This window comes from Acinetobacter bereziniae LMG 1003 = CIP 70.12 (assembly GCF_000368925.1).
In the GTDB taxonomy this organism is placed as follows: Bacteria; Pseudomonadota; Gammaproteobacteria; order Pseudomonadales; family Moraxellaceae; genus Acinetobacter; species Acinetobacter bereziniae.
Window position 1 is genome coordinate 840,315 of record NZ_KB849756.1, and the last position, 18,344, is coordinate 858,658.

An 18,344-nucleotide genomic window follows, 5' to 3' on the forward strand; every position below is an offset into this window, starting at 1 on the left:
TATATCAAATTGCCCCTATATTGCCTGATTGTGGAAGAATAGCCAACCTAAAGCAACTCTCTCATCAAATGATATATCCCCTTAGCTAATGACCGCCTTTGAACTCAATATTGTTCATCTATGCTTTGCTTTTGAACAACAAACTATATTGCACAAAACCAAATAAATTTTTAGACTCAAGTGCCCTCCCTATTTCAACAAAGAAAAAATGAAAGAAAAAATTTTAGCCTTTGTAAAAAAAATGAACGGTCATGTTTCATTTGTAGAGTTACAAAATCAGTTTCCTGAAATAAAGGGAAATGAACAGTTCGGACAAGAAAGTTTTAACTTATTGTTCTGGCCGAATGTAACGATGGAATTTATTGAGTCAATCAATACCCTAATAAAAGAAAATAAACTGAAGTTTGCGCCTTGCGAACCATTACTCTATACAGGAGATGGCGTAATTTTTGACTTTCCTGTCGCAAAAGAGTTCAAGAAATATGCCACTCTACGTTGGTATCCAATGGTTTTTAGTGCTGTTTGAACCTATCTTAGGTCAGTTTAAGTACTGACCTTTATACTTCATATAGAATAATTTTAAATATTAAAACATAAAATACATACATCATACGAAAAAAATATGATACATTTTGACAAAATCATTCGAGTCTTAAACTTATGGATATTAATGAGCTCCGTCCACACATTCAAAGCCGAATCGCTCATGAATTTGGTAATATTTTTTTAGACAACCTAGAGTTTTCTATAAAAAATAAACTATTAGAAAAAGATATTTTTATTCAAGAAATTTTTGACTCTCCAGAACTTGCGAAACAAGAAAATCCAAAATATGAACCAGGTTTGATAATGGATGCTCTTAACTCTACAGCAATAGATGCCGGTCACAGAGCTTCGGTTGAAGATACAAAACCCAAAGGTCATCAATTTGTGCAGATGACAACCAACTCTTGTCATGTCGTTATATCTAGAAGAGATTCAAAAAATACTAGAAATGCTCATTTTTATATAGAACAAGCTCGGTCAAATATTGGTCTTGTAAAAGATCATCAAAGTGATCTTTTAATTAAAGCACTTCTTAATGAAGATGCAGAGCTTGATGACTTACTATTTGTTTGTGTAACCACTTATTGGAATTCAGATTTTGAATTACTCGATCTAGATTTCATAATTCCACATCCAATTGAAAATAGACCTATTCTACATTTTAGTTTAGCGGAACTTAAAAAATCTGCCTTAGAACCAATGACTGATGTCGCAGAAGAACCTATACTCGCGATCAAGAAGCGCCTTGAACAAGCTGATGATGATTCTCGCGCTTCAAGTGAGTAAATATTGGAGGTACAGACGATGTTGGGTATAGATAAGTTCGAGCCAGAAAGGTTGAAACTTGCCCGTCAAATGTACGATGATTTAAGCAAGACTGCTTTGGCTACAATGATTGATGTAGCACCATCTACTGTTACAAAGTGGGAAGATGGTACTCATAGCCCTCAGCCAGAGGTACTAAATAATCTAGCTGAGGCTTTAGGCATTCCTTTACATTGGTTTATTCGTAAAATTCCAAATTACGGTAACCCTTTATTTCTAAATCGTGCAAAAAAACGTGTGCTTAAAGCACCTTGTTTTAGATCTAATGCAATGCTAATGAATTTAGCAGAAGTACATGCTATTGCAGATGAATGGATCTCTTTTCCTAAAGTTGATTTGATTACAGCTCTATCTAGAGAAGAGGCTCTATCATTGGATGATGGAAAAATTCAGTTACTGGCGGAGCAATTACGTACTCATTGGGGATTAGGCTCTTCCCCAATCCCAAATTTAATGAAACGTATGGAACGTGCTGGTCTTGTAGTTGCTAGATTTGAAATTGGTTATGAAGAGATGGATGGTACATCCGCTTGGATTAATGATAAGCCTTATATTTTTATTGCTGCCGATAAACATAACTACTTTAGAAGTAGGTTTGATTTAGCACATGAGTTAGGCCATATCGTAATGCATAGATATCTCACTGAGGAAGATAAGAAAAATTGGTTCGATAAGCTTGAAAAACAAGCTCACTATTTCGCCAATTGTTTTTTATTTCCAACGAAAGCCTTCATTGCGGAAACGAGAAGTCGTATTTCATTAGAATCCCTGATGTTACTTAAAAAGCGTTGGGGGATCTCTTTAGCTGCAATGATATATAAAGCTAAGGATTTAAATATTATTTCTGAAGATCAGTATTCTAAGCTTTGGAGAAGTTACCGTTATCGTGGTTATACAAGGTCAGAACCTTACGATACTGAAACTACTCCTGAAGAGCCTAATCTACTTAAGAATACGATCAAGATGTTGCTTGAACAAGGAGGATTCGATAAAGCTAATATTATTGATAAATTCGGCCTAAAAAAACATTTAGAACTGTTAGCGGGATTACCCAAAGGCTTTCTAGATGATGATTTTGGTCAAATAATTAATATGAAGCCAACAACCATCAAATCGAATCAACTTGAAAGTTTAACGCAATCAAGCAAATCTGCGGAGATCATTAAATTCTCACGAAACTAAAAATACCCCCCTGTTAAATCAGGGGGTATTTTATCCATAAAAGGTAGCGAGAATTTTTATATATTTCCCATATAAACAACTGATAAATTAGAAATTTAAAGTTCTTGATATATCATGTTAAATACTCCCTCCCACCCCTTTAAACTTTTCAACGAACGCTGCAATTTTTTGAAAAATGCTCTGCTTTTTGGTTAAGTATTGTGGGTTTAATGGACTCATTTTAGGCAGAATAGCATTGAGCTCAGTGCCATTATCACTGGCAAATTCCCGTTTCAGCGAGGTCGCAATATAACGTCTCGCTGCATCTTCATTCAACTTCTCATCATCGATCAACTCTTTTACTTCACGCTGTTGCTCTACTTGAGCAAAAGTAAAAAAAGCATCTATCACACTGGCCTTATCACCAATCTGATCTAAATCAGTTTGATTAATAAAATCGACCAACAAACTTTCTTTGGCGCGGTTGCCAATGCTGGCACGAATCACGCGACGTACATCTTCAACCAGTGAGACTTTATCCTTCACTTTTTTATTGTTCTCAAAAATTAGCTCTAGAATGTAATCTAAATTGATTTCTTGTGATTTGAGCAAGTCCACTTCAAAAACTACATCATCCCAATCAATGCTTGATTTTTCTTTTTGTTCTGCCGACTTCTCTCTACGTATCCAGTCACGGATATCGTTATAAGTAGATCGGTAATCTTGAATTTTCCGCTCCGCAGGCATTTGGATGCTTTGTAGCGCAGTCAGGCTCTCATCACTTAAGTAATGCTTATTCTTGAATGCTTCCACTGCCTCAGAGTCATTCATATCCACGGTTTGTAGTTCTTTTAAACTGGCATATTCATCATAGTTTTGCAGCACATTTTCGACACGCAAATATTCACCAAAGAGTTTCGCAAAAGCTTTCTTGTCTGATTCTTTGAAAATTGCATCTGGATTTGGAAAGCGCTGCTCTAATTCTGTTACCACATCTACAAAGCCCCAACGTGCTTCACCTGTAACAACATCTGTAAAGCCTTGCATGTATTCCGTGTAACTTTTTTCGAGCACCACGTTTTTAGTATTTGTATCACCAAACAAGGTAATCGCATCAATCGTTGCTTGCTCTAAATCACGGAAGGTAACGATATTGCCAAAGGTTTTAGTCGCATTATAAATACGGTTGGTACGTGAATAAGCCTGCATCAAACCGTGATAACGTAAGTTTTTATCAACAAACAATGTATTCAATGTTGGTGCATCAAAACCAGTTAAGAACATACCGACCACAATGAGCAAGTCAATTTCTTTAGCTTTGACTTGTTTGGCTAGGTCACGATAATAGTTTTGAAAACCCTTACTATCCACACTAAAGTTAGTTTTAAACAAACTGTTATAGTCAGCAATTGCCGCATTTAAAAACTCTTTTGCGCTGCTGTTCATGGCTGAGACATCAAAACTTTCATCTTGAATATCACCTACAGCATCTTGTTCTTCATTGGCTGCAAAGGAAAATATCGTAGCAATTTTTAACGGTTTATCATTATTTTTCTGTAAGTCATTCAACGACTCATAATACAGCTTTGCTGCCTCTACACTGCTAACGGCAAACATCGCATTAAAACCTTTACTGCTTGCTTGCTGGCGGTGAGTTTTCTGGCGGAAATTATTCAGGATGTACTGGCTAATCTGACGAATACGATCAGGATGCAATAAGGCTTGTTTGTTTTCCGCTGTTGTGAGCTTTTTCTCATCCTGTTCAGTTTCAATCGCTTTAAATTGTGGGCGTACATCGTTGTAATCCACTTTAAACTTCAGCACTTTTTCATCACGGATTGCATCAGTGATGACATAAGCATGTAGTTCACGACCAAACACGCTCGCCGTGGTTTCAGCACTCAGCGCATTTTGCGGAAAAATGGGCGTGCCTGTAAAGCCAAACTGATAGTACTTTTTAAATTTCTTTTTCAGATTCTTCTGCGCTTCACCAAACTGGCTACGGTGACATTCATCAAAAATAAACACCACTTGCTTATTATAAATTGGCAAGTCAGCTTCACTTTTCATCAGATTGTTTAGCTTTTGGATGGTAGTGACAATAATTTTATTATCATCTTTATCCAAATTTGCTTTTAAACCTGCGGTACTGTCCGAACCATTGACGCTATCAGGTGAAAAACGTTGGTATTCTTTCATGGTCTGATAATCGAGGTCTTTACGATCTACCACAAAGAATACTTTTTCAATAAAATCCAGCTCAGTCGCCAACCGTGCCGCTTTAAAACTGGTCAAGGTCTTGCCTGAACCTGTGGTATGCCAAATAAAGCCACCACTTTCCTGATTTTGGTTAGAGGGACTGCTCCAGTTTTTGGCCTGATACGAACTTTTGACTTTCCACAAAATTCGCTCAGTCGCAGCAATTTGGTAAGGACGCATCACCAATAAAGTATCACTGACATCAAACACTGAGTAATGCAACAACACATTCAGTAAAGTATTTTTTTGGAAGAAAGTCGCAGTAAAGTCTTTTAAATCTTTAATCAAACTGTTATCCGCTTTCGCCCAGTTCATGGTGAAATCAAATGTGTTTTTATTACGTGCTGTAGTATTGGCAAAATAACGGCTATCGGTGCCATTAGAAATCACAAACAACTGTAAGTACTTATATAGAGAGTTTTCACTATTAAAGCTTTCTTTACTGTAACGGTGTACCTGATTAAAGGCTTCCCGAATAGCAATGCCCCGTTTTTTTAGTTCAATCTGTACTAAGGGTAAGCCATTGACCAAAATGGTGACATCATAACGGTTTGCATGACTGCCTTTTTGTTCAAACTGTTTAATCACTTGTACTTTATTACGAGCTATGTTCTTTTTATCTAGCAGATAGATGTTTTGAATACGTCCATCATCAAAGACAAAATCATGAATATAATCATCATGAATTTTACGGGTTTTATCTATAATGCTGTCGCTTGGTCTATCCAAATAGGTTTCAACAAAACGCAACCATTCACCGTCTAAAAACTGTACGCTATTCAATACTTGCAATTGCTCACGTACATTAACCAGCATTGCTTGAGCATTGTTTAAAGCAGGTAGATATTCATAACCTTGATTAACCAAGTCTTGAATCAGCTCTCGCTCTAAATCCCCTTCGCTTTGGTAGCTGTCCACCGCTTGCCATTCTTTGCAATATTTGTCTAAGACAATAAAATTATTGGTTTCGGCAATCGGTTTATAGTTCGTCATGGTTTTGATTCCATTGATTTTTTATTAAGTAGAATGGTTAAATATGATTGTTAGATTTCTTAAACAAAGTTGCTTTTAAATTTTTGGTGATTTCCGATATCGCTTTGAATATATTCATAATTCAAAATTTTCAGTTCCCAAGGAAAATAAAAATGACTTCTGTTATTAACGTAAATATACGGAGCTGGCACGTGCCGAATGGTTTTAGACAAGTTAAGTTTTTTAATCTTAATTTGTTCAAAATATGCCTTGGAAAAGTCATGGAGCAACCGATTGACTTCATGAATGAGCTGTTTCACTTGACCTATTTTTCCCATTTTTACTCCAGAGATGTCAATGCACTTGAGTTGATGTTTGAGGAAAACTTAAAAGTAAATCTCGATAATACTCGTACTGCTGTTGGCGCAGTTCAATTTCACGCGGTAAACCTTCTGTAAAGGAGTTAGCTAAGGCATCGAATTTGTCTAACACAGTGACAATACGCTTTTGCTCATCGAGGTGAGGGATTGGAACATAAAAAGAAAATAGTTTACTACTATCAATAGATGCTACAGATCCGCCTGTTTTCCTAGCTGCCCGCAAAATATCCTCCCCGCGTGATCTAATCATATGTGCAAGGTAACTAGGCATAATATGGTCATGTGGTATTACAGCTTTCATGTCTTGATTAAGTGTAACAGGTATAGGAATTAGTGCACTTGGTAGTAATTTATCTAAAATACTTGAGCGAACAACTATTGCAATCGAGTTTTCTGGCACTAACTTTGTCGAAGAGTTCTCGATTGCATCTTCGGTAATATAGTCCTGAGCTGAATCAACAATTGGTCGCCCCATATCTTTAGGCGAAATCCATGGAATAGTTCCATTTTCCCAATAGTCACTATGGCTTTTAGATGGAGTTCCTCCACCATACCAAGTACCAACCTCTCTCAGCGTCATCCATTTAACCTCTATCCGCCGTCCGATCTCGTCCGATCTCGTCCGATCTCGTCCGATCTCGTCCGATCTCGTCCGAAGACGAGGATGCATCATCCTTATCAAATGTCAACAATTTATCTCTAAAATATTGATATTGCTGATTCCTTAGTTTAAGCTCCGCAGTCAGCTCCGCAGTCATAGCGGTAAAGGCATCCAAGATTCGTACAATTTCAGCTTGAATTTCAAGGGATTTTTTTGGGTTATCTGGGCATGGGATGGGGATTTGAAATTTTCTAAAACCATCCATATCTACAGAGGCAAAACTTGACATCGTTGTATTTTTTTTACACCATTCTGCCAATAAAAAACAGTAGTAAAAAATAAACTTCATATCAAAAACTTTTACATAACTATCTTTCAAACTTAAATTGGTAAACCTTTGATTTGCTAAATATGGAACAGTAATTAATGCATGTTCGCCAATCGTAGCCGATGTTGAAATTATGATGGAATTAGCGGGAAATAATTTCCCTCCTTTTACGGCTGTTTCTGAAATTTTTTGTAATGAGTCTCCAAGGATTTGACCATTCTCACGGATGTCATCCATCCTAAACCACGGAACAGAACCGTTTTCCCAAAATTCTTTTTTTGATGTTGATGGTGTATAGCCATTTTTCAAATGAAATATTTCTGAAAGTGCTTTCCATTCAACCTGTGCTCCATTAAGTAGCTTTTGCATAAAATCTGTATTGTTCATGCCATGTCCTCACCTTCAATCTCCGCCACTATCGCATCAATCTCTTTACGAAGTTGGTCAATTTTAGCCACCGTCGTTTTTAGCTCAGCATTCAGTTGGACAATATCCACCTTTTCACGGGTGTCTTTAGCTTCCACATAACTACTAACAGATAGATTGTAGTCGTTAGATTGAATCGCATCGAATGAGACAGATTGAGCAAAATATTCGATATTGGCTTTGCTATCAAACACCTGCATAATTTTTTCAATGTGTGCATCAGTCAAGATATTGTTATTGGTTTCTTTTTTAAATAAGCCACTGGCATCAATAAACTGAGTTGTATTTTCGGTTTTATGCTTAGACAGCACCAAAATATTTACAGCAATGGTCGTGCCGTAAAATAAGTTCGATGCAAGTGAAATGACCGTTTCAACATAATTGTTATCGACCAAATATCGACGAATTTTCTGCTCAGCACCACCACGGTAAAAAATCCCTGGGAAGCAAACAATCGCCGCACGACCTTTAGCAGACAAATAATTTAACGCATGCAACACAAAAGCAAAATCAGCTTTAGACTTGGGTGCAAGTACGCCTGCGGGAGCAAAGCGTTCATCATTGATTAAAGTGGGGTCATCCAAACCAATCCATTTCACCGAATACGGTGGATTAGACACAATCGCATCAAATGGCTTGTCATCACCAAAGTGTGGTTCTCTTAAGGTGTCACCTAACTGGATGTTAAACTTGTCGTAGTTAATGTTATGCAAAAACATGTTCATACGTGCAAGGTTGTAGGTGGTATGATTCAGCTCTTGTCCCCAAAAACCATCTTCAATAGTATGGGCATCAAAGTGTTTTTTGGCTTGTAAAAGCAAAGAACCTGAACCGCAAGCAGGGTCATAAATTTTATTGACCATTGTTTGTTTATGCATGGCTAACTGAGCAATTAATTTAGATACATGCTGTGGCGTAAAGAACTCACCGCCTGATTTACCTGCATTAGCAGCATAGTTAGAAATTAGAAACTCATACGCATCACCAAACAGGTCAATATGACTGGTATTAAAGTCACCAAAATCTAGCCCAGCTACGCCCTTTAGCACAGCAGCCAAACGGATATTTTTATCTTTAACGGTATTGCCCAAACGGTTGCTGGTGGTGTCAAAGTCAGCAAATAACCCTTTTATATCCTGCTCCGACGGATAGCCATTGGCTGAACTTTCAATACTAGCGAAAATGGCAGCTAAATCGGTATTCAGACTTTCGTTCGTATTAGCACCTTTGGCAATATTGCTAAATAATTGGCTTGGGTAGATGAAATACCCCTTAGTTTTAATCGCATCATCTTTGATCTCTGCCGTAATGACTTGATCAGAAAGTTCAGCATATTGAATGCTGTCGTCACCGCCTTCGATATAACTGGAAAAGTTTTCACTAATAAAGCGATAAAACAGCGTACCCAATACATATTGTTTAAAGTCCCAACCGTCCACTGCGCCACGGACATCGTTGGCAATCTGCCAAATTTGGCGTTGCAGTGCTGCGCGCTGTTGGGTACTGGTCATGAAAATATCCTAAAAAATCGTTGTTAAGAAAGTCTAGCTCGTGGGTTTTAAAACTTTACAGCTCAGCTTAATCCCCTAATGCACTTTCCTAAGTAAAACAACTTAAAAGAGTATGAGAGATTGTTCATATGTTAAAAAGCTGTAGATTCGAGCTGCATATGCGCTATTCAATCTCTTTCGTGTTGCGCATAAACAATGCAATAAAGTCTAAAATCGATAAGCAGAAGGAGTTTAGCAAAAAATCAAGTTTTTTAGCGAACTTCGGTGTTAAAAAGACATGATTTGTCGCACTGATGTATGGCTGGATTCTCTGCTATACTTATTTTAGTTGTTAAATTGATGGAGTCTCAAAATGCTTAAGACCACCGAACAGAAAAAAAAATATATTCAAGAGACGCGTTTGCAAAACTACCAAGCTAGTCTCAAACTCGAAGGGATGACCACACTAGGGAACCCAACCCAGCTTAGCAAAGCACAAATTTTGCAAAAATATAAAAAGTATTCGCAAACTGAAAGCTAATCGGATAGCACTATGGATAAATATGGGGAATTGGGGGACAGCCTATATTGCTACTCTGGTACAAGTATTTTAAAAAATAAACTCAATATCCGTGATGAGCACATCTTAGAGCAAGCCGAACTTGAACTATCTGGTTTATCTAGTAGCTTAATTGACTATGCAGAACCACCATATAACCTACAATACTTACAAGCCATCCATACCCAGCTTTTTGGTGACTTGTATGAATGGTCAGGACAACTTCGACAAATTGATATTTCTAAAGGTGATACTCGCTTTTGTACATTTTCCCGTATTGAAATTGAAACAAACAAACTGCTCAATTCACTTCAACAGCAAAATTACTTTCAAGATCTAGAGTCGAAATATTTTATACCTAAACTTGCTGATTTATACTGCGAACTCAATGTCATCCATCCTTTCAGAGAAGGGAATGGACGTACCCAACGTATTTTCTTTGAACATCTCATAGCCTACTGTGGTTACGGCATTGACTGGTCTAAAATTAATTCCAAAGAACACTGGGTACAAGCAAATATTGAAGGTTTTTATGGTAATTTACAGCCATTAATTCAAATATTTGACTCATGTATCATCATGCCCGACTAAAAAATAAGGGAGCCATAAGCTCCCATCAACTATTGACTTTCCAACTTAACTTCAATCCATTAAATGATTTCCCAAGCGGATCAGATCATCTAAATTCGCTTAATTCACAGCCCTAACACTTTGCTGTAAGCCTTGCTTTATCTCATGTGCATGACTGAGGTCATGCGTTTGTTTCTGGCTTCGCTGTTCGGTATCCTCTGCATAAAACTCCTCCACCAAATCCAATCCTTCCTCGCTATTAACCTCAAACTGTGCATTAGCAAAACCCTGCAAGGCTGTTTGATCTAAAGCTGCCTGATTAAAACCACACAACTTACTTTTCTGGTCTATTTCTTTAGCTGTTTGAATCGCCTCTTGTAAATGAACGCCATCACGTAAAGTCAAATCCACGTAATACACAGGAGTACGATAGCTTTGTGTGGTGGACTTGCCTCGAAGGGTGAGTTGTAAGGGTAGGCATGAAAGCAAGCCATTCGATGCTGCATGGTAATAACTGAGTCGTGCCGCCAAAGTCCGAATGCTGTTAAAACCTGTGGTTCTAAAGATGAATGTGCCCAGTTCATCGGACTCATCTAAATTGACATGCAGACGCCCATAAGGTTTACAGTTTCCGCCTTGTGCTAATGGGCATAAATCAGGGGATGGACATGGATGTTGTTCTACCCCTTGATTAGTCAGTCGTTGGCAGGTTTCACCATTACCCACACAAACGGGACGTCCTGTCTGACGATCAAATAAACTGTATTCCGCTCGTAGATTCAGTTCAGGATCATTGAAGATCATACGGACTGGGATTGAACGGAGTTTTTGATTGGGTGCTTTAGCTCGAAGTTGTTCATCAAGTGGATGTTTCACCCAACCACTATCCTTATTTTGGATTTGGCTGGTAATGGTGAATTGGTCATCCTTTTCAGGGATGCGCTTGCCATTCTTTTCCACCATTTTACCGATACTGATTCGCCCGAGTATTGGTGGTGTGATTGCTAGACCTTTAATCATGGTGCTTTCCTCTTCTGTTTAAATGAGTTTCAGTGTTTGTTTAAAATGAAAGTGGTATAAAAAAATCCCATGCGCTGTGGCATGGGATTTTTGAGTAGAGCTTGAGGTGCTGCTTGTGAATTGCACTTAGGCTAAAGTGACTTCAATCATCCTTGCTGTATATATTGAAACGTCGTGAACCTTGCTTGCTTTGTGGAAATTGATTGAGATATTCAGGATGCTGTTTGAGTAATGCCTTACTATCTAAGCTGATTGAGTCTTTCGATTTCTTCCACGTCACTGAACCCGCTTTAAAGGTGACACGTTCAGCCTGCTGCATCTTGGCTTGAAGTTGGTGCTTCAGCAGATCAAACTGCTCCTGATGCTTGTCAATTTGGTTGCGCGCTTGAAGCAGTTGCTCAAACTGTTGATTGGCCTGCTCATCTTCAGATAAGTCTGTGGTGCTGAGTGGCACATGTTCTGGATAAAGCAGTTGTAAAGCTTTGGCTGCGGATTCACTGGCATCGGCTTCAGGTGGTGTATCCTTTTCCACGCATTCCCAGAAGTAACGCTCCGCATTGATGATGTGTTGAATCACCGATTCTGAACGGGTGACTTTAAAAATTCGAGTTTCATGTCCACAAATCAGTACGCAGATATGCGCTGCTTTCTTGCCTGTCACTGCCAATTGATGTTGTACCTGACACAACACGTATAACGGCACACCATCTCGCCACAGCTTAGCCCCATATTCTCCAGCGGTTTTACACTCCAGTATTTGTACATCAGCATCCCCAACCACCGCATAATCCAAGTTGGCCAACATAAAATGCTTGTCTGGATCAGGATGTTGTAATACGGCATTGACCCGACGCACTTTGTAATCGGTATGCATGCTGTAGTATTCTGCCACTAAAGGTTCAAGTCGTTTGCCCCAGTACAAGGGTGCATGGCCTTCACTTTCATCCTCAATACTTTGTTGAATACGTCCAGTCTTGATCATCCACAGTTCGAGCATCGACATATAGGGATTAAGGCCGCAGGCTGCGGCACAGTCACTGCTGCCAATGCCTTGGCGACGCACTTCCAGCCATTCCGCCTGACTTAAGTTTTTAGTCTCCACAACGCGTTTTGGATGGGTGAGTTTAGGGCGATGAGCGTGGATATTTGTTCGAGTAGGATGAGGTTGAATCAATACTGAGTTCATATAGATGTCCTTTGATTATTAAATTTTAGGCATAAAAAAAACCACATCTGGAGATGTGGCAAAGAGGTATTTGAGTTCAAGGAGATTTACAGGATCATGTTGATCTGATGTGATCATCTTAAATCTTAAATCTGAATCTAAACTTAAACAATCAAGCGTAATGCTTGTTCAAGCCCACGTTGCTTAAGCCCTGCCCCAGCACCGAACCAAGCAGAATCCAGTCGGTGATCCTGACTCATGGCTCGGCGTTCGTGATCACAAAATTCCGTAATGGAACACAGTAAGCCATAAGCGGTATCTTTGGCTGAACTGAGTTCTGCCCCACGGCCATGTCCATTAAACATGCTCATGACTTTTGACATGGCGCGTCCATTAGGTTCAGTCTTGTTTTCAGCTTTATTGGATTGGCTTCCTTGCGCTGCCACATTGCGATAAAACTGAATAATACTGTCATCCTGTTCGGTTGGACTGAGGCTCGTGTTATTAAACACAGCATCGAAATAAGCAGCCGCTTCCTGTTGAGTGACTTTACGTTGACTCAGTTGTTTCATTTCATACATGTGCTCATTCCATACGCGGACGGATATACCGAGTTGCTGTTTAATTTTCTCAGCATCAAACTTGGTACTGTGAGGCACTTTGACTACGCCTGCACTCGCGTTCTGACCTTTGAGGGCAATGGCCAAGGTATTATTACAGACAACACGGATTGAGGTAAATTGCGCAGTGGTCGCTAAGGTGCCATCACATCCAGTGGCTAAGAGAATATAGCCATTGCTGACATCTTTACCTTTTAAAGCAGAAGTTTGCCCTGTTTTGGCTAATGCCCAGAACTTCTTCCCACCTTTCAGTACCCCTGCGGTTTCCAGTTCAAAGCCTGATTGCTCAGTCAAGTCTCGATAAAATTCTAGAATCTCTCGGGGTTGGACTTCCTGATAACGTTGACTTACCACAGATAAGGGGGCATGCGTATCAGAGCGATACAACACCCGCTGTTCTTCATAAGGCATAATGATGCTTTGCCCACGCTCGTTTTGCGCCATATAGCTGACATTCGAGCTTTCAATCTGCCAGTCCATCCCTGCCTGTTTGGCCCAGACCTCAATCGTTTGATTGGGTGTGAGTTGGTTGCCTAAACCATGCCAAGGGGTTTGGCCGACATAAGCCATTTGTTCAATTTGATGTGCCATTGTGAATAATCCTGAAATAAAAATGTAAAGATGTGGTGTAAGGTTTTAAAGAATGAAGAATGCGTGCATGTAAATGTAGATAGCGATGTAACTATTGCTTCATCCATGCAAACTGTTGTTGGCAATCCAAGCAGACATACTGCTCGGCATTGCTGTAGTACTTCTCAAAGCAGTATTGGCTGACCACGACTAGGACGCCACCGATGACCACCCCGACCGTGGCGCCAATAAAAGGTGAAACGCCTGCTTTTTTGGCTACCTGCATGCCAAACATCGCCATCTGTGTCGGTGAAATACAGCGTTGTAACTGTTCGAAATAGTTGGCGTGGGCGTTGCCTGAATCGGTCTGCCTGACATGGGTAGACTGACAGTAGGGGCATTGAATAAAGGACATTGAATATTCCTTGTTAAATGAATTCAGTGCGAAGAGCTGAATTGAGGGCATAAAAAAAACCGTGCCCATTGAGGACACGGTTTGATTTAGTTTTTGCTTTGTCGTTGAGAGTCGAGGGCCGCTATTGAAAGCTATAGCTTGCAGTACCCTTCTCCGTTTCAACATCAACACGCACTACGTTGTCATAGCCACAGCCGGTTAATTTTAGTCTTAAACGCAGACCCATTTTAAAATGCTGTGGATATTCCAACGATCGACGATAGCCTTCATAACTGCATTCACCGTTGTTGATCAGCACATTGGTGACATCAATCGGATCTGCGCTGTTAGAACGGATGGTTAACACTGTAGCGGATTGATTTTGCGCATACCAGTTACTGGTATCTTTGACATCCAGTTCTACTGTAAATGTATTTGGATCAAGGCCAGAGTTACAGCCACCCAATAACATTCCTGTGGTTGCAGTCACTGCCAGTAGGATCGGTTTAAAAAATTGCTTCATAAAATTCATCCCTAGCAGTAGTTATAGCTCACGCCATAATCGCCCGTATTTAAATCAATGCTGACCAGATGGATTTCACAGTCTGTGCCATTATCAAATTTATAAACGTAGTAACGATTACCCGCCTGCTCCGATTCCAGTGCTCCGTGTTCCTGTAAGCTGAAGTCTTTTACTGATTTGCCTGTATCTTTTGCGGCTTTGGCAAAGACATAGCGTTGATACTTGTCTATATTGTTCTGCTCAAACTGAGGCAGTTCGTCATAAGGCAGCATCGATAGTAAGGTATCAACAGACTTTAGGTTTTTATCAAACTCAAAACTCAGCAGCTCAGGTTCATGGTCTGATGGACTCAGACTCTTGCTTCCCGTGGTCAATTCTTTGACATCGATTCCATCCACTTCTGCCGCTGCAATCTCGGTTGAGGCTGCTTCTGAACTGACGGATTCCAAAGGCTGTGCAGAGCTGGCCTCAGAAGTACTGGCTTGAACAGTTCTTTCAGATACGTGTTTGGGGCTAAAGAAATAGAAGCCTGCAATGCTGATCAGGGTCAGGGCTAAAATCGCAGCCAAGCCCAATATAGTTTTTTGGTTCATCTCACATGCTCCCCGTCTTTAGTTGGGTACAGTGACTTGACCGTTCTGAGCATTAAAGTGAACGAAGCGTGGACAACCACCCTGAAAGTTCACCGTAAAATTACGCCAACCACGGTTACCCGGATTGGTTTTATACATGCACTGATAGACCCCGCCACCCAAATTGCGGGCCTTAACAAAGTAGGCTTCACTGGCTTGCGCAAACCAGCCTGCCTGCGTCAATGATGCGCCTGTAAGCAGTGATGAAATAAGGACAGTTTTTAGGAAGGTTTTAAACATAATCATTTTCTCTTTTTATAGGCATCACTCGTCTTGGTCTTAATCAGACGCAGTGCTCCCCATGCATGAATATTGGAATGAATATCTATGTTTTTTTGAAGTGTTATAGACGATAAAGCACACGGATCTATGACCCTCAAAACAGCATGAGAGATTCATCTTCATATCGGTAATATGTACTTGAAAAAGTTTTATTCTTAGAAAGTCATCGACACAGCTATGCATTGACTGCACAGCATCAGGTCTAATCATCCAACGGCACAAACATGTAAAAAGAGAAATATAAAAGACGGTCTTGATGTAAGCGCATGGCGTACTCATTTGTTTTAAAAGAATCCTGCCAAATCACTGCTAATATGATGGTGGCAGAACGAAGGAGGGTTAGCAGACTGGTAACAAAGAAACCAGCACGCGCAAGCGCGTCCCCCCTCCGCCCTACCGCAAAGAAAGGGGGACGAACGGGTCCACAACATGCAAAATGAGATTTCACATATTGTCTTTGTTAATGGGTCTGCTAAAACCCGCTGACGATGTAGGTCAGCAGGCTAAGGATAATCTGCACGTTATATAGCGTCAAGCAAGCTAAGCGAATGAATAGTGAAAATATTTAGAATTATGAAATGTTTGAATAAGAATATAGTTAGATTTAAATACAGTTTTTTAAACTACATTCCTTAATCTTCTAAATACAGCTAAAAAAAGCCAATCCAATCCGAAATTTGATGAGGGGTAGGTTGTGGGGTAAAATCACAGAAAAAAAATAAGCCCTTGTAAAAACAAGGGCTTATTAAAATATTTGGCGGAAGCGGTGAGATTCGAACTCACGGAGGACTCACACCCTCGTCGGTTTTCAAGACCGGTGCATTAAACCGCTCTGCCACGCTTCCATGTGCGCAAGAATACTAAGCTTTTCTAACGATGACAAGAAAAAAATAGGCTTAAAGCATTCAAATGCATATTGTTTCATCAAAATCACTGATTTTGATCAAAGTTTAGCTGCTATTTCAGCACCTTCACGAATTGCACGCTTGGCATCAAGTTCACCTGCCAATTTAGCACCACCAATAATATGATAATTGGCTAAAGTAGATTCACCCTCTTTTGGCATCAAATCCTTAACAGACTCTTGTCCAGCACATACCACGATGGTATCTACACGCAACAATTGATCATGACCATTGCTTTCAATCCACAATCCTTCATTGGTCACAGCTTTATATTGCACGCCACGCAACATTTTTACCGCATGTTTTTTCAATTGTGCACGATGAACCCAACCCGAAGTTTTACCTAGACCAATCCCTAAAGGTGTTGTTTTCCGTTGCATCAAATAAATTTGACGAATCGGTGGTTCGACTTCAGCAGGAACAAAGCCTCCTTCGGTCATATAGTTTGGATTTGGGTCGATGCCCCATTCACGTTGCCACTCTGCCAAAGGCTGTGGTTGTGGCTGATGTTCAGGTTTCAATAAAAATTCTGAGACGTCGAAACCAATACCACCCGCTCCAATCACCGCCACCCGATACCCCACTGGTGCACCTCGCAACACTTCTGCATAGGACAAAACTTGTGGTGAATCACTGCCATCAATCTTTAAACCACGAGGAATAACACCCGTAGCAATCACAACATCATCAAAACCTTCACGTTCTAATTGCTCACGATTGACTTTGGTATTTAAACGTAAGTCCACACCGGTTTTTTCGATTTGTACTTTAAAATATCGAATGGTTTCATGAAACTCTTCTTTACCCGGTACGACTTTGGCAAGATTAAATTGACCACCAACTTCTGTAGAAGCTTCAAATAAAGTCACTTGATGCCCACGACTTGCAGCAATTGTCGCAGCAGACATACCTGCAACACCACCACCAACAACAGCAACTTTCTTTGGTTTCTTGGTTTTGAGATAAACCAATTCTGTCTCATGCGCAGCACGTGGGTTAACCAAACAACTTGCACGTTTATTTTGAAAACTATGGTCTAAACACGCTTGGTTACAGGCAATACAAGTATTAATTTCATCAACACGATTAGTTGCAGTTTTACTGACCCAAAAAGCATCCGCCAATAATGGACGTGCCATTTGTACCATGTCCGCTTTACCTGCTGCTAAAATTTCTTCAGCAGTATCTGGCATATTGATTCGGTTTGATGCAATAACTGGAACTGAAACATGTTTTTTTACTTCAGCTGTATAATCAACAAAGGCTGCTCGAGGAACGGAGGTCACAATAGTTGGGATACGTGCTTCATGCCAGCCAATCCCTGTATTCAATAAAGTAATGCCTGCTTTTTCCAATGCTTGTGCGACAGTGATGACTTCATCCATCGTATTGCCATCATGGACTAAATCCAACATCGACAAACGGAAGCAAATAATAAACTTTTCACCCACTTTGGAACGAATCGCTTTGACAATTTCTACAGCAAAACGCATCCGGTTTTCAATCGGACCGCCCCAACGATCTGTACGTTGATTGACATGGCGACTTAAAAATTGATTCAGCAAATATCCTTCTGAACCCATAATTTCCACACCATCATAACCCGCCTTTTTTGCCAAGCTTGCAGTTTCTGCATAATCCTGAATCGTTTCAAGGATCAGTCTGTCACTCATCTGACGTGGTTTAAACATTGAAATTGGAGATTTGATCGGGCTTGCTGAAACCACAAAAGGCTGGTATCCATAACGACCAGAGTGCAATATTTGCATAAGAATTTTTGCGCCATGCTTATGTACAGCATGGGTAACTAAACGATGTGGTGCAATATCACCCAAAGTATTCATCGTTCCGCCTGCTGGCAACAACCAACCTTGACGGTTAGGAGAGATCCCCCCTGTAATAATCAGCCCAACGCCACCTTTAGCTCGCTCGCCAAAATATGCGGCAAGTTTGGGATAATGATAAAAACGATCTTCCAATCCAGTGTGCATTGAGCCCATTACCACACGATTTTTGATCGTTGTAAATCCTAAATGAAGCGGTTTTAAAATATGTGCATAGCTAGTTGTCATGGTGAATCCTTTTTAGTTTGGCTTTGCAACTTGTTGCATACTAC

At 40.0% G+C, this 18,344-nt stretch carries 15 protein-coding genes, 1 tRNA gene and 1 pseudogene; 5 read left to right on the top strand and 12 right to left on the bottom strand.

From position 1 onward, the window contains the following. Positions 1–208 precede the first annotated feature (208 nt). From F938_RS13895 to F938_RS13905, 3 genes are all read left to right on the top strand, one after another. Complete coding sequence (locus tag F938_RS13895) at positions 209–526, top strand: hypothetical protein (RefSeq protein ID WP_005032645.1); 318 nt, start codon at positions 209–211, stop codon at positions 524–526. Between the two features lie 134 nt (positions 527–660). Then, positions 661–1,332, top strand: a complete 672-nt coding sequence (locus F938_RS13900) for a hypothetical protein (protein ID WP_005032647.1) — start codon at positions 661–663, stop codon at positions 1,330–1,332. Between the two features lie 18 nt (positions 1,333–1,350). Further along, the gene (locus tag F938_RS13905; RefSeq protein WP_005032650.1) at positions 1,351–2,553 is read left to right on the top strand and encodes a helix-turn-helix domain-containing protein; all 1,203 of its coding nucleotides are present in this window, start codon (positions 1,351–1,353) and stop codon (positions 2,551–2,553) included. A gap of 117 nt (positions 2,554–2,670) precedes the next feature. Here F938_RS13905 and F938_RS13910 read toward each other — a convergent pair whose 3' ends face one another. From F938_RS13910 to F938_RS13930, 3 genes and pseudogenes are all read right to left on the bottom strand, one after another. Further along, positions 2,671–5,784 (bottom strand): HsdR family type I site-specific deoxyribonuclease, encoded by a 3,114-nt coding sequence (locus F938_RS13910; protein WP_005032653.1) that lies wholly within the window; start codon positions 5,782–5,784, stop codon positions 2,671–2,673. A gap of 333 nt (positions 5,785–6,117) precedes the next feature. Next, positions 6,118–7,459: pseudogene (locus F938_RS24765) on the bottom strand (restriction endonuclease subunit S). Beyond that, positions 7,456–9,009, bottom strand: a complete 1,554-nt coding sequence (locus tag F938_RS13930; RefSeq protein ID WP_005032663.1) for a type I restriction-modification system subunit M — start codon at positions 9,007–9,009, stop codon at positions 7,456–7,458. The pseudogene F938_RS24765 and the gene F938_RS13930 overlap by 4 nt, the downstream one beginning before the upstream one ends. A 352-nt stretch (positions 9,010–9,361) precedes the next feature. Here F938_RS13930 and F938_RS23895 point away from each other — a divergent pair, with 352 nt between their 5' ends. After that, a complete protein-coding gene (locus F938_RS23895) occupies positions 9,362–9,529 on the top strand; it encodes a YhfG family protein (RefSeq protein ID WP_005032665.1) in 168 nt (55 codons plus the stop codon). 12 nt (positions 9,530–9,541) lie between these two features. Then, on the top strand, positions 9,542–10,138 hold the full coding sequence (locus tag F938_RS13935) for a putative adenosine monophosphate-protein transferase Fic (protein WP_005032668.1): 597 nt from the start codon (positions 9,542–9,544) through the stop codon (positions 10,136–10,138). Between the two features lie 99 nt (positions 10,139–10,237). Here F938_RS13935 and F938_RS13940 read toward each other — a convergent pair whose 3' ends face one another. The 9 genes from F938_RS13940 to F938_RS13980 all read right to left on the bottom strand — a co-directional run bounded on the left by F938_RS13940 (position 10,238) and on the right by F938_RS13980 (position 18,300). Then, positions 10,238–11,137 (bottom strand): recombination directionality factor, encoded by a 900-nt coding sequence (locus F938_RS13940; RefSeq protein WP_005032672.1) that lies wholly within the window; start codon positions 11,135–11,137, stop codon positions 10,238–10,240. A gap of 142 nt (positions 11,138–11,279) precedes the next feature. After that, positions 11,280–12,323 (bottom strand): YqaJ viral recombinase family nuclease, encoded by a 1,044-nt coding sequence (locus tag F938_RS13945; protein ID WP_005032674.1) that lies wholly within the window; start codon positions 12,321–12,323, stop codon positions 11,280–11,282. A gap of 143 nt (positions 12,324–12,466) precedes the next feature. Then, positions 12,467–13,513 carry a DUF932 domain-containing protein gene (locus F938_RS13950; RefSeq protein WP_005032676.1) on the bottom strand — a complete coding sequence of 349 codons (1,047 nt, stop codon included), beginning with the start codon at positions 13,511–13,513 and terminating at the stop codon, positions 12,467–12,469. A 91-nt stretch (positions 13,514–13,604) separates the two neighbouring features. Then, on the bottom strand, positions 13,605–13,907 hold the full coding sequence (locus F938_RS13955; RefSeq protein WP_005032678.1) for a hypothetical protein: 303 nt from the start codon (positions 13,905–13,907) through the stop codon (positions 13,605–13,607). A gap of 121 nt (positions 13,908–14,028) precedes the next feature. Further along, positions 14,029–14,409: a hypothetical protein gene (locus F938_RS13960; protein WP_005032681.1), complete on the bottom strand. Its 381-nt coding sequence runs from the start codon at positions 14,407–14,409 to the stop codon at positions 14,029–14,031. 11 nt (positions 14,410–14,420) lie between these two features. Continuing rightward, positions 14,421–15,002 carry a hypothetical protein gene (locus tag F938_RS13965; protein WP_005032684.1) on the bottom strand — a complete coding sequence of 194 codons (582 nt, stop codon included), beginning with the start codon at positions 15,000–15,002 and terminating at the stop codon, positions 14,421–14,423. An 18-nt stretch (positions 15,003–15,020) separates the two neighbouring features. Further along, positions 15,021–15,281, bottom strand: a complete 261-nt coding sequence (locus F938_RS13970) for a hypothetical protein (protein ID WP_004828490.1) — start codon at positions 15,279–15,281, stop codon at positions 15,021–15,023. 797 nt (positions 15,282–16,078) lie between these two features. Further along, positions 16,079–16,168, bottom strand: a tRNA-Ser gene (locus F938_RS13975). A gap of 98 nt (positions 16,169–16,266) precedes the next feature. Then, on the bottom strand, positions 16,267–18,300 hold the full coding sequence (locus F938_RS13980; protein ID WP_005032687.1) for an NADPH-dependent 2,4-dienoyl-CoA reductase: 2,034 nt from the start codon (positions 18,298–18,300) through the stop codon (positions 16,267–16,269). Positions 18,301–18,344: the final 44 nt, after the last annotated feature.